Below are 11,454 nucleotides of genomic sequence, written 5' to 3' on the forward strand. Positions count from 1 at the left end.
GAGAGCCTGCTCTTGGCGGCAGGTGCGTTCCTGTTTGATTGTCACCATAAGCCGGCCGGCTTGGCAACTGCGGAGCTGCTACTCGTTTTTTTAACGCAATACCCATGCCAGCCTCAGGCCTGGACAATCCTAAGCTTGGAAAGTGATCTTGCCGCCACAGATGGTGGTAACCGGCCGCACGGTGTGCAGCGCCTCCGGCGCCGTCTTCTCGATATCGGCCGACAAAACCACGATATCGGCGAGGTATCCGGGCTTCAGGCGCCCCTTGCGGTGTTCCATGAACTCGGCATAGGCGCCTTCGACCGTGTAGCCGGCAATCGCTTCATGCAGCGAGAAGCTCTGGTCCGGCAGGCCTTCTGCCCAAGGTTTGCGCATCACCGCCGCCTGGATGCCCAGGATCGGGTCAACCGGCGAGACCGGCCAGTCGGATGCGAAGACGACCCGCGCGCCGGCATTCTTCAAGGTGCGCCAGGCATAGCTCAGCGGCCACTTATCGCGGCCGATGCGCGAGATCGTCGGCTCCAGCGGGAAATTCATCGCGCCCGGCGGATGCGGCGGCTGCATCGAGGCGAGCACGCCGAACTCGGCGAAACGCGGCACATCGGACGGGGTGATTACTTCGATGTGCTCGATGCGGTGCCGGCTGTCGCGCCTGCCGTTTTTCTTCACTGCCGCCTGGTAACCGTCGAGCACGGCGCGCACCGCTCCGTCTCCGATCGAATGAACGGCGATCTGCAGGCCGCGCCTGTCGGCTTCGGCCGCAACCTCGGCGAAATGCTCGGGGGAAAAAAGCGGCTCGCCGCGCCAGCCCGGACGGTCGGCATAATCGTCGACCATCACCGCGGTCCAGGAATCCAGCACCCCGTCGTAGAAGACCTTGACCATGCCGGACGACAGCCACTCGGAATTGTACGCCGCCGCCATGCGCGAGGCTTTTTCCAGCATGTCCAGCTTCATGAAATTCTTGAAGTGGAACGGGATCTTGGTGCGGCAGATGAGCCGTCCTTCCTCTTGCAGCCCGGCGAGCAGCTCGAGCTGGTAGAGGTTGCCGTCCATGTTCTGGATCGAAGTGATGCCGTGCTTTGCGCACCACTCGAGCCCGCGGTGCATGAGATCGCCGTCGGCGGCAAGCTCCGCTGCCGACGGATAGGGATCCGGCTCCGCACCTTCGAGGCCGAGCCGTGTCCGGTTCGCGCCGAAATGGTCGAGCACGGGACCGAACGCCTCGCCTTCGCGCAACTCGCCGGCGGCAAGTCCGTCCGCGCCCATGACGATTTCGTTGCCTGGTCCCACCTGCTTGCCATGCAGCAGGCCGGCCTCTTCCAGCGCCTTGGTGTTCGCCCACATCGTGTGATGGTCGGAGGCCGACATGGCGAAGGGCCGGTCGGGAATGATACGGTCGAGGTGATGGCGGGTCACCGGCTCGGGCAGGATCGCATAGTCTACACCGGCGCCGAGCAGCAGCCCGGCTTTCGGACGCTTCGCCGCAAAGCCCCGGATCGCGTCGCGAAGCGCGTCGAAGCCCTGCACGCCTGCCAGATGCAGATTGTCGAGCTCGGCCGCGCCGCCGAACAAATGCATGTGCGCTTCGATGAAGCCCGGCAGGACGGAGCCGCCCTGAGCATCGACGACACGAGTGGCAGGGCCTTTGCAGTCGCGGACGCTATCGCGATCTGCGATCGCAATTATCTTATCACCTTTGATGGCAATGGCCTGGGCGGCGGGGGTATCCGGATCCATCGTCAATATGCTGGCGTTCTCGACGATAAGATCGGCCGTTTGCGGCATCATTTTCTCCCATTTGTGCCTAGGCTAGCAGAGTATTGGCGTCTGGCAAGCCGTCCCATGCTGGCCCGAACGACAAATTGAAATGCCCCTTGGCGGCGCCGGAACTCTCTGCCACAAAGCTGTTTGAGGCCCCGTAACCAGAACTCGAACAGCGAGCCAACTCCCAAAATGAAGACAGTTTTTTCGCCGCTTCACGCCGGTCACGCCGGCCAGATGGAACTGGTCACCTCGGCGATCGTGCCGGGTTTCGAGAAGCCCTCGCGGGCCGAATTCATCAAGGCAAGGGTGGAAAGCGAGAAGCTGGGGCCGATCATCGGGCCGGTCGAGCACGACCTTGCCGCCGCCAAGCGCGTGCATGAAGCGCACTACATCGATTTCCTGCCGACGGTTTGGCCGGAATGGGTCGCCGCCGGCTTCAAGGGCTCGGCGATGGGCTTCACCTGGCCGACGCGCGGCCTGCGCGGCGATGTCCCGCCGAAGCGCATTGACGCCCTGCTCGGCTATTATTCCTTCGACGCCGGCGCCACCTTCGTCGAAGGCACATGGAAGGCGATCAAGTCATCCTATGACGTCGCGCTGACGGCGGCCGCCCTGGTCAAGGGCGGCGAGCGGGCCGCCTTCGCGCTCTGCCGCCCGCCCGGCCACCATGCCGGCGCTGCCTTCATGGGCGGCTACTGCTTCATCAATAACGCCGCCGTCGTCGCGCAGTGGTTCCGCGACCAGGGCGCAAGCCGCGTCTCGATCCTCGATGTCGATTACCACCACGGCAATGGCACGCAGGAGATTTTCTATCGCCGCGGCGACGTCCAGGTGCTCAACCTGCATGGCGATCCGATGGTCGAGTACCCCTTCTTCCTCGGCCATGCCGACGAGCGCGGCGAGGATGAAGGCGAAGGCTTCAACGTCAACTACCCGATGCCCTTCGGCACCAACTGGGACGGCTGGAACGCAGCGCTGGAAGACGCCTGTGCCAAGCTTGCCGCCTATGCGCCGGACGTGGTCGTGGTCTCGCTCGGCGTCGACACCTTCGAGAAGGATCCGATCAGCCAGTTCAAGCTGAAGAGCGAAGACTATCCCAAGATCGGCCGGCGCATCGCCAAGCTCGGCCTGCCGACGCTGTTCGTCATGGAAGGCGGCTACGCGGTTGAGGAAATCGGCATCAACGCCGTCGGCGTGCTGACCGGCTTCGAGGACCTCTGAGCCATATCTGATTGAAAGGACGCGCTTCCGCCTGCAACGGACGTCACCGGGAAATCATCGGCTCGATGCAGCTCTGAAGCCACCCCCAAGCAACGCGATGAGCAGCAGCTGAGTCGCAACACGAGTCCAGCGGATTCGATTTTGTCAAATCGCGTTTGATGTCGGATTCATCTGCGGGTAGATTAGACCCGAATCAGCCGGTCCACGGGGGGCGCGGCGACCACCCAAAGTCTCAAGTTCCGGCGTCCTGCCGGCACCAGACGCGGACGGCTTCGCGTTCCCTGTAAGGATTCGGCTCGGTTGGGCGCTGTGCGCGCCCGTGGGTGTGTCTTCGTAAACGTGACGCGTTTCGGGTCCGAGCGCTGGCCAATGCCAGCACCGGGCGCAAGGATCGATTCCGGTCAGAATATCAAAATGAGCAGTCCCGCCGCGCTTCTTCAATCCGACGCTTCAGGCTCGCGCCTGGCGTCGCGCGGCGATCTCACCAGTTTCTTCATGCAGCTTTCAGCCGATATCGGCGCCGACAGCTATATGTTGGTCGCCATGGTGCACGATCAGGATCGAAACGACGCGCGTATCGTGTCGTCGAACTGGATTTTCGACGCCATCGAGTTGATTGGCAAGCGGCTGATTGCCAATCTCGCGCTCGGCCCGCTGACGGCAGCGCCGGGCGTGCGCCCGAAGCCATTGGTCGCGGCGCATGCGCCCGACGCGGGCGCGCTACTGAGCGGCGAGGAAGCGCGTCTGCTCGATGTGCTCGGCCACGCCGAGATCTATTCGCTGAGGCTCAATGTCGGCCGCCAGCGTCTTTTCGTGCTGTTTTCCGCCGCCGAGCCCGGCAAGATCGACCTTACGGCCCTGATGAAGGCGCAGCTGAAATGCTGCTACGCGCTATCCAGCATCCCGCAATTGATCGCCGCGGCATCCATGCAGGATCCGCTGTCGGACCGCGAGCGCGAATGCCTGTTCTGGGTATCGGAGGGCAAGACCACCGACGAGGTGGCCCTCATCCTTGGCGTCTCGTCGAACACCGTCAACAGCTACATCACGCATGCCATCCAGAAATTCGCGGCCTCGAACCGGGCGATGGCGATTGCGACCGCGATCAGGAGCGGCATCATTTGAAGCACGCACAGATCAAAGAGGCCGCTGCCGCCCTTTTCAACGAGCAGCGCAATCCGTTCGGCGCCTTCTCGCTCGGATCGGAGACGCATCACGCGGTGACCATTCCGGACGCCGTGCGCCGCTGCCGCTGGATCGCCGTCGACATCAACGCCTCCGGTTTCGGATTGTTCTTCGTCAGCCCCTCGCTGGAGCGAGCGCGCCTGGTCGCCTGCTTCGATTCCGATTATCCGTCGACCGGCCTCACCACCAAATTCATCTCGGGCGCCAGCGGCGAGGAAATGGTGCGCCACAGCCGCATCTCGACGACGCCGCGCTGGTGGGCCGACAGCGGCATGGCCGTTTCGCAGCAGAGGTTGGAGAGCCTGGCATGGTCCGAACCGACCGCGCCGCTGGCGCCCGGCACCAACGGCATCGCCTTTCCGGTGCATGCGGAGCGCGGCCAGTGCGGGCTGGTCGTCTTCCTGGGGCCGGATATGACCCTTTCGGACGACACGCTATGTGAAATCCACGCGCGCTGCTTTGCCCTGTTTGCGTCGGTCGCCCGCATCCGTCCAAGCGAAACCGGCAGGACGCGCGCCATTTCCAAGCGCGAACTCGAATGCCTGAAGCTGACCGCCAACGGCAACACCAGCGAGGAGATCGCGAAGCTCCTGAAACTGTCGGTGCACACCGCCAACCAGTATCTCACCCAGTCGACGCAGAAGCTCAACGCTGTCAACCGCAACCAGGCGGTCGCGAAGGCGCTGCGGCTTGGCCTGATCGAGTAGCTCGCCCAGGCCAGGCGCCGAGACCTGAAACATCGTCAGGGAAAAGCGAGCGGCTCGGTCCTCCGGATGCGCGCCTCGTCGATCGCGTCCTCGAGCAGGGCGGTGTTGTGCTCCGGCGTCTCGCCCGGCTTCTCGAAAGAGACGTAATTGACGATCACGGACGTGCCCTGCCCGGTCAGCATCAGCTGAAAATAGACGGTTACGCCGCGCGGCCGAAGCTCGAGATCGAGCACGATGCGCGGGCTGCCGCTCCAGTCGACATGCGCTTCGCCGCCATGACCGAGCCTGAGCGTGCCCGGCTGGAAATAGAGCTCCGCAGCCGAGTCCACCAGGTCCGACAGGCAGGCGAAATGCTCCAGCCGGATAAAGGCGATATAATCCGCGACCTCGATCAGGCGCAGCTCGCCCACCACGTCCTGGATGGCATTGGCGACGATCTGCTCGCGTGAATTGGCGTGTGGTTGCCGGTTCATGGATAGAAACAGCGTCCGATCATTGGGTTACTTTTCGCTCGGCCTTCTTCGAGTAGACGATCCGCACCAATTCGGCGACCGCCTGGTAGAATTGCGACGGGATCACGCTATCAACTGAAACTTGCTTGTACATGGAGCGGGCAAGCGCCACGTCCTCGAAGATCGGGATGTTGTTCTCTCTCGCGATCTCGCGGATTTTCAGCGCCACCAGATCCTGGCCCTTGGCGAGCACCAGCGGAGCGGAGTCCTCTTCGCGCACATATTTCAGCGCGATGGAATAGTGCGTCGGATTGGCGATGACGAGCGTCGCGCGCGGCACCGCCGTCATCATGCGCCGTCGCGCCCGGTCACGCGCCAGCGAGCGCAGGCGGGACTTCACGATCGGATCGCCTTCCGACTGCTTCAGCTCGTCTTTCACTTCCTGCTTGGTCATGCGCAGGTCACGCCGCCAGTGGAAGCGCGACCAGACGATGTCGGCGACCGCGATCACCCCCATGACGAACACGATCGCCACCAATATGTCGACGAAGATGCCGCGGATGACCATGCCGAACGACACCGGGTTGGTGATCATGCCGGCGAGCAGCCTGCGGTGATCTTCCGACAGCGTGAAGGCCAGCACGGCGATGGCGAAGGCAAGCTTGGCCAGCGACTTCGCGAATTCGACAAAGCCCTGCACGCCGAACAGGCGGCTCCAGCCCTTGGCGATCGAAATGCGCGACAGCTGCGGCCGGATCCGATCGCCGACGAATTGCGGGATGTTCTGGAACACCGAAGCGCCGACGCCGGCGACCACCAGCAGCACCAGCAGGCTGACGACGGCTCGACCGATTTCGAACAGCACGGTCTTGTAGAGCTCGATGACGTCGGTCTCGGTGTCCATCGGCCAAGCTTCCGGCTTTTCCAGGAACATGGCGAGGAACATGCCGAGATTGACGATGGCGTCCTTGGCGTAAAAGACGCTGAACACCAGTATGGCGAGGAAGGAAGCAAAGATCGCCGTCTCGCGCGAGTGAGGCAGCTTGCCCTGCTCGATCGTGTCGCGGATCTTCTTTTCTGTGGCTTCCTCGGTTTTGGAATCCTTGTCGACCGCCTCAGCCATGATGCCCTGACCGCATTGCTGTCGTCAGGCGGCTTCGGCAGTGGTCTGCATCGAGGGAAGCTCGAATGCTCCCTGCCGCGAGAGACGAATGGTCGCCACGGCGATCGTCTTTCGCGCCGCCATGATGTCGTCCAGCGCGATACCTTCCGATCCCTGTCCGAGCTCGGATTCGATCATGCGGCGCGAGCGTGCGCCGATCGCCGACAGCACGGATTCGGTAAGCTCCGCCGGCGCGCCGCGCAAAGCCAGTGTGACGAGCTCCGTCGACAGTCCGTCGAACAGAAGCACGCGCGCCTTCTGGGCGAGCAGCGGCAAGTCGTCGAAGGCAAACAGCCGCGACCTGAGCCCGGCCAGATCCGGCGTGCCGGCTTCCTCCAGGTCCTGCATGAGTTCGTCGAGCTCGGGCTTGGCCATCTCGTTGAGCACGCTGGCGACGCGCTCCTGGCCGACCGACGTGTCCCTGGTCGCTTTTTGCGAAAGCACGCTGGCGCGCAACTGGTTCTCGACGATCCTGGCTGCCGCATCCGGAATGTTGGCCATCGTCACCATGCGCTTGATGATCTGGCTGCGTATCGGCTTTTCCATCGTCAGCAGCACATTGGCCGCGGTCTGCGGCGCAAGCTTCGACAGCACCATGGCGGACGTTTGCGGATGTTCGCCGGCGAGGAAGGTGCCCAGGCGCGTCGGCTCGAGCTTTTCCAGATCCGGCCAGATCGGCGGCGGTCCCTCAGGAGCGGGCTCGAACTTCTTCTCGCCCATGATCGCGCTCATTTCCTCCGGCGACAGCGATTCGTTGAGGATCGTGTCCATCCGGTCCGCCGAATCGAGCAGGCCTGCGCCCTCGGTGAACTCGGCCTCGAATTCCGCAACGATGCGCTCCAGGTCGGTTTGCGGAATGGTGCGCAGCAGCCGCGCGCCCTCGATCAACGCCTTCAGCTCCTCCTGCTTGAAGAATTTGAGCAGCCGGCTGGCCGAGGGCTTGCCCATCGCCACCAGGATGGCGGCGGCCTTTTGCGGGCGCGTCAGCGTCAACGACGTCATTGGGCTTGGCTCCGCTGCCGGTGAATGCTCTCGCCGTCCATGCTCAGGCGCTCTTGGTAGCAGCGTTGATTTCGGTAAGCCTGATGCCGAAGCGTGTCGGATCGTGTTCAAGCACCGTGATCTCGCCACGCGCGATTCTGCGGCCGTTGACCACCACGTCGACCGGCTCGCCTATGCGGCGGTTGAGCGCTACCGTCGAGCCCTTCTGCAGCGCCATCAGCTCCGACACCGGCATTTCGGTGCTGCCCAGAATGATCTGCACATCGACCGGAATCGTCATGATGATCGAGGAATTGGCGCCGGCCTGCAGGGCGGCGTCGGGGCGGTTCTCCTCCTCCCGCAGCACGCCCCGCAATTCCTCGATGGCGCGGTCGAGCTGCTCGTCCGGCTGGTCGGCTTCGGGTTCGGCTTCCAAGTTGGTCTTTGCCATGCCTCGTCTCCAATAATCCCAAGCCAGGCCTCAGCCCGGCACCAATCCGTCGATGAAATCCTGCCCGCCATCGTGGGGATGCCGGATGCGGACCGTGTAGTTCTGTCCGAGCTTGCCGAACTCGCAGACAAACAGCGTCTTGTCGCGCGCGCTGAGCTTTGCCTGCAGCTGCGCATCTTCCTCGAACTCGATCACCTGTCCGGGCTGGAAGGCGGCGAGATCGCCAAGCGACAGCCGGGCGAGCGGCATGGTGGCCTCGAGCCGCACAGCCGAGCGCATCACTTCTTCCGAGAAGCGGGCTCGCCAGTCGAATTCCGTCGTCTGGTCGCCGCCGTGATCGGCGGTGGCGCCGCGGGTCGCCAAAAGGATTCGCTGCGGGATCATCACCGTCACCGTGCCGGTGTCGGTCGGCGTCGAGATGCCATAGATGATGCGAACCGCCGCCCCGTCGCGCAGCACGCGCCGTTTCGCCTCGTTGCCGGACATCGCCCTCGGGACAGGCTGGCGCAGCTCGAGAGAACGCCGGCCCGATCCGTTCAGCGCCATCGCGACCTCTTGGAAGACCGTGGTGGCGACGTCGGTCTCGATCTGTGACAGGTCGCGCTCGATCGGCGCCACCGGCTGATCCGGGTCGCCGCCGAACAGCGCCTGGACCATGACGGCGATCGCCGACGCGTCCATGACGAGCGTCATAGCGTCGGCCGACGTCGGCGACGGAACGATGGTCATGGCGAAGGTTTCGCCCGCGCGCATACGCGCATCGGGGACACGTCCCACTTCGACCGCCTGCAGGTCGACGGTGACCGGCGCGCCAAGCTCTCCAAGGGCTTTCTGCAGCAGCGGCAGCGAGCGCTCGGCCATGCCGCGGCCGACGCCGATCACCTGCGCGGCCTCGCCGCTGTCGCCGACGAGACGCTCGATGATGAGAGCCCGGGTTTGCGACGGACTTGCCGGACTGGTCATGACGCCAAACGGCCCCGGCTGAAGTTCTGCATGCTCAGGCCGCCTTCTTCTCGGCGGTGCCGGTGTTCATCGTGCTCTGCTCGACGGCATCGATCGTCGGACGCTCATAGGACGAGATGGTCTTGCGGCCGAACTCGATCGCGACCTGCGGCAAGGCGCCGTTCATGTAAGCGAGCAGCGTCTGCTTGACGATGATGTAGAGGCGGTTCTTCTTCTCGCGCACCGTCTTGATCTTGGTGGCGACCGGACCGACCACGGCATAGGACAGGAAGATGCCGAGGAAGGTTCCGACGAGCGCAGCACCGATCAGCCCGCCGAGAATTTCCGGCGATTGGTCGAGCGCGCCCATCGCCTTCACCACGCCGAGCACGGCCGCGACGATGCCGAGTGCCGGCAGGCCGTCGCCGACCGCGACCATCGCGTGATAGGCCTTCAGCTTGTCGGTGCGGATAGTCTGGATCTCCTCATCCATCAGCGCCTCGATCTCGTGCGAGCGCGCATTGCCGATGATGATGATGCGGCAATAGTCGCAGATGAAATGCGTCAGGTCGTGGTTCTTGAGCACGGTCGGGAACGCCTGGAAGATCGCCGACTCTTCCGGATTGTCGATATGCGCCTCGACCTCGCTGCGCGACTTCGATCGCAACTCGCGCATCAGGCTGTGCAGGACGCCCAGCGTTTCGAGATAGTCGCGCTCCTTCGGCACGGCCTGCTTGAAGGCCTCGAGAATGCCCTTGCCGGTGTCCTTGACCGTCTTCATCGGGTTGGCGACGAGGAAAGTGCCGAGCGCTGCGCCGCAGATGACCACCGCTTCCCAAGGCTGGATCAGCACATGCAGATGCCCACCCATGGCCATGAAGCCACCGAGCACGCAGCCAAGCGTCACCACAAGTCCGATCAGAATACCCACGACAGGTCCTTCCGCATGTCACGTCGGGGATCAGGGATAGTCCTCGTGCCTTGTGTGAGGCTTGAATCGCGATGCGGAAACCGATTCAGCCTCGCACAAGGAAGCATCGCTATCGTCACCGGAAAGCTTCGGCCGGAGGCGCAGATGTTGAACACCTATACGAGCTATCAGCTCATCGCCAAGGACATCCCAAAGGCAATCGACCAGGTCGAGTCGCAGCCCGTCGTCAAGCGTGAGACCGACTACTATTTGGCCAATATCGGCAACGTCAAAAGCATCGACGATTTCGTCAATAACACTCGGCTGTTCAACTACGCGATGAAGGCGTACGGGCTGGAAGACATGGCCTATGCCAAGGCCTTCATGGTCAAGGCGCTCAAGGAAGGCGTGTCCGACTCCGACAGCTTCGCCAACAAGCTGAGCGACAAGCGTTACGCCGACTTCGTCAAAGCGTTCAACTTTGCGGCTTACGGCTCGACCGCCACGCTCTATCCTTCCGCCCAGCAAGGCGCGGTCGACAAATACATGCGCCAGACGCTGGAGGAGAATGCCGGCGAGACCAATCAGGGCGTGCGGCTGGCGCTCTATTTCCAGCGTAAGGCGCCTGACATCAACAGCTGGTATGACGTGCTCGCCGACACGGCCCTTTCGAGCGTGGTGCGCACCGCTCTCGGCCTGCCCGACTCCATCGCGTCCGCCGACATCGACAAGCAGGCGCAGATGTTCGAGCAGAAGCTCGATATCGCCGACTTCAAGGATCCCGATAAGCTGAACACGTTCCTTACCCGCTTCACCAGCCTGTGGGAGATCAACAATCCGACGACCACTGCCGTGACCTCGGTCAGCGTGCTATTCGCGCAACCGACCACGGTCGGCATCTCGACCGATCTGATGATGGCCATGCAGAAGCTGAAGTTCTGAGAACACCATGCAGGACAGTCTCTACGTCGCCCTCTCCTCGCAGATTGCGCTCGAACGCCGTCTCGACACCATCGCCGACAACGTCGCCAACGCTTCGACCATCGGCTTTCGCGCCACCGGCGTGAAATTCGAGGACGTGGTCTCCGGCACCGGGCCGAAGTCGGTATCCTTCGCATCCTCCGGCAAGACCTATCTTTCCAGCGCGCACGGGTCGCTGACCGAAACCGGCAATCCTTTCGATTTCGCCATACAAGGCGACGCCTGGTTCGCCATCGAGACGCCGGCCGGCACGGTGATGACCCGCGACGGCCGTTTCTCCATGAACGAGAACGGCGAGCTGATGTCGATCGAAGGCTATCCGGTGCTGGACAGCGGCGGCGCACCGATCCAGCTCGATCCGCGCAACGGTCCGCCCAAGGCCGGCGCCGATGGCTCGCTACGCCAAAACGACCAGCTCGTCGGCGCCATCGGCCTCTACGATTTCGACCCCGGCGCCAATTTCGTCCGCTACGGCAATTCGGGCATCGTTCCCGCGCGGACCCCGGAACCGGTCACCGACCGCTCCGATGTCGGCGTAGCTCAAGGGTTTCTCGAGGAATCCAACGTCAATCCGGTGCTGGAGATGACCCGGCTGATCCAGGTGCAGCGCGCCTTCGAGAATACGGCTGCGCTGATCCGGCAGAGTGCTTCGTCCACCGACGATGCGATCAAGACCCTCGGCGACAAGTAACGGG

The 11,454-nt window shown here is 63.3% G+C and carries 12 protein-coding genes; 5 read left to right on the forward strand and 7 right to left on the reverse strand.

What is annotated here, in order from left to right:
* Window positions 1–129 precede the first annotated feature (129 nt).
* On the reverse strand, window positions 130–1,788 hold the full coding sequence (locus A9K71_RS24885) for an amidohydrolase (RefSeq protein ID WP_067002731.1): 1,659 nt from the start codon (window positions 1,786–1,788) through the stop codon (window positions 130–132).
* A 168-nt stretch (window positions 1,789–1,956) separates the two neighbouring features.
* Between A9K71_RS24885 and A9K71_RS24890 the strand changes: the two genes are divergently transcribed.
* The 3 genes from A9K71_RS24890 (at window position 1,957) to A9K71_RS24900 (ending at window position 4,880) form a co-directional block, all read left to right on the forward strand.
* Window positions 1,957–2,988, forward strand: coding sequence for a histone deacetylase family protein (locus A9K71_RS24890; protein WP_067002365.1), 1,032 nt, complete (start codon window positions 1,957–1,959; stop codon window positions 2,986–2,988).
* A 414-nt stretch (window positions 2,989–3,402) separates the two neighbouring features.
* Window positions 3,403–4,113, forward strand: coding sequence for a helix-turn-helix transcriptional regulator (locus tag A9K71_RS24895; RefSeq protein ID WP_067002732.1), 711 nt, complete (start codon window positions 3,403–3,405; stop codon window positions 4,111–4,113).
* Window positions 4,110–4,880, forward strand: a complete 771-nt coding sequence (locus A9K71_RS24900) for a helix-turn-helix transcriptional regulator (protein ID WP_067002367.1) — start codon at window positions 4,110–4,112, stop codon at window positions 4,878–4,880. The genes A9K71_RS24895 and A9K71_RS24900 overlap by 4 nt, the downstream gene beginning before the upstream one ends.
* Window positions 4,881–4,915: 35 nt before the next feature.
* Here the strand turns inward: A9K71_RS24900 and A9K71_RS24905 are convergent, their stop codons facing one another.
* Genes A9K71_RS24905 through motA form a run of 6 tightly spaced genes read right to left on the reverse strand, consistent with a single transcriptional unit; the run spans window position 4,916 to window position 9,799 of the window.
* Window positions 4,916–5,353, reverse strand: coding sequence for a hypothetical protein (locus A9K71_RS24905; protein WP_067002370.1), 438 nt, complete (start codon window positions 5,351–5,353; stop codon window positions 4,916–4,918).
* Window positions 5,354–5,372: 19 nt separating this feature from the next.
* Window positions 5,373–6,455: a flagellar biosynthesis protein FlhB gene (flhB, locus tag A9K71_RS24910; RefSeq protein WP_067002373.1), complete on the reverse strand. Its 1,083-nt coding sequence runs from the start codon at window positions 6,453–6,455 to the stop codon at window positions 5,373–5,375.
* Window positions 6,456–6,479: 24 nt separating this feature from the next.
* Complete coding sequence (locus A9K71_RS24915) at window positions 6,480–7,496, reverse strand: flagellar motor switch protein FliG (RefSeq protein WP_067002375.1); 1,017 nt, start codon at window positions 7,494–7,496, stop codon at window positions 6,480–6,482.
* Window positions 7,497–7,539: 43 nt separating this feature from the next.
* Complete coding sequence (gene fliN, locus A9K71_RS24920) at window positions 7,540–7,926, reverse strand: flagellar motor switch protein FliN (protein ID WP_067002376.1); 387 nt, start codon at window positions 7,924–7,926, stop codon at window positions 7,540–7,542.
* A gap of 30 nt (window positions 7,927–7,956) precedes the next feature.
* Window positions 7,957–8,889 carry a FliM/FliN family flagellar motor switch protein gene (locus A9K71_RS24925; protein WP_067002379.1) on the reverse strand — a complete coding sequence of 311 codons (933 nt, stop codon included), beginning with the start codon at window positions 8,887–8,889 and terminating at the stop codon, window positions 7,957–7,959.
* Window positions 8,890–8,923: 34 nt separating this feature from the next.
* Window positions 8,924–9,799, reverse strand: a complete 876-nt coding sequence (motA, locus tag A9K71_RS24930) for a flagellar motor stator protein MotA (RefSeq protein ID WP_067002381.1) — start codon at window positions 9,797–9,799, stop codon at window positions 8,924–8,926.
* Window positions 9,800–9,943: 144 nt separating this feature from the next.
* Here motA and A9K71_RS24935 point away from each other — a divergent pair, with 144 nt between their 5' ends.
* Together A9K71_RS24935 and flgF are read left to right on the forward strand one after the other, a co-directional pair.
* Window positions 9,944–10,720 (forward strand): DUF1217 domain-containing protein, encoded by a 777-nt coding sequence (locus A9K71_RS24935; protein WP_067002383.1) that lies wholly within the window; start codon window positions 9,944–9,946, stop codon window positions 10,718–10,720.
* A 7-nt stretch (window positions 10,721–10,727) separates the two neighbouring features.
* Window positions 10,728–11,450, forward strand: coding sequence for a flagellar basal-body rod protein FlgF (gene flgF / locus A9K71_RS24940; protein ID WP_067002386.1), 723 nt, complete (start codon window positions 10,728–10,730; stop codon window positions 11,448–11,450).
* Window positions 11,451–11,454: the final 4 nt, after the last annotated feature.

The organism is Mesorhizobium sp. WSM3873, assembly GCF_001672445.1.
Taxonomy (GTDB): domain Bacteria; phylum Pseudomonadota; class Alphaproteobacteria; order Rhizobiales; family Rhizobiaceae; genus Mesorhizobium.

What these genes read in the sequence shown, in the direction of transcription:
- A9K71_RS24890 (WP_067002365.1), top strand. Translation starts at nt 1,957, where the DNA reads ATGAAGACAGTTTTTTCGCCGCTTCACGCCGGTCACGCCGGCCAGATG.
- fliN (WP_067002376.1), bottom strand. Translation starts at nt 7,926, where the DNA reads ATGGCAAAGACCAACTTGGAAGCCGAACCCGAAGCCGACCAGCCGGAC.
- A9K71_RS24905 (WP_067002370.1), bottom strand. Translation starts at nt 5,353, where the DNA reads ATGAACCGGCAACCACACGCCAATTCACGCGAGCAGATCGTCGCCAAT.
- A9K71_RS24915 (WP_067002375.1), bottom strand. Translation starts at nt 7,496, where the DNA reads ATGACGTCGTTGACGCTGACGCGCCCGCAAAAGGCCGCCGCCATCCTG.
- flgF (WP_067002386.1), top strand. Translation starts at nt 10,728, where the DNA reads ATGCAGGACAGTCTCTACGTCGCCCTCTCCTCGCAGATTGCGCTCGAA.
- A9K71_RS24925 (WP_067002379.1), bottom strand. Translation starts at nt 8,889, where the DNA reads ATGACCAGTCCGGCAAGTCCGTCGCAAACCCGGGCTCTCATCATCGAG.
- A9K71_RS24895 (WP_067002732.1), top strand. Translation starts at nt 3,403, where the DNA reads ATGAGCAGTCCCGCCGCGCTTCTTCAATCCGACGCTTCAGGCTCGCGC.
- A9K71_RS24885 (WP_067002731.1), bottom strand. Translation starts at nt 1,788, where the DNA reads ATGCCGCAAACGGCCGATCTTATCGTCGAGAACGCCAGCATATTGACG.
- A9K71_RS24935 (WP_067002383.1), top strand. Translation starts at nt 9,944, where the DNA reads ATGTTGAACACCTATACGAGCTATCAGCTCATCGCCAAGGACATCCCA.
- flhB (WP_067002373.1), bottom strand. Translation starts at nt 6,455, where the DNA reads ATGGCTGAGGCGGTCGACAAGGATTCCAAAACCGAGGAAGCCACAGAA.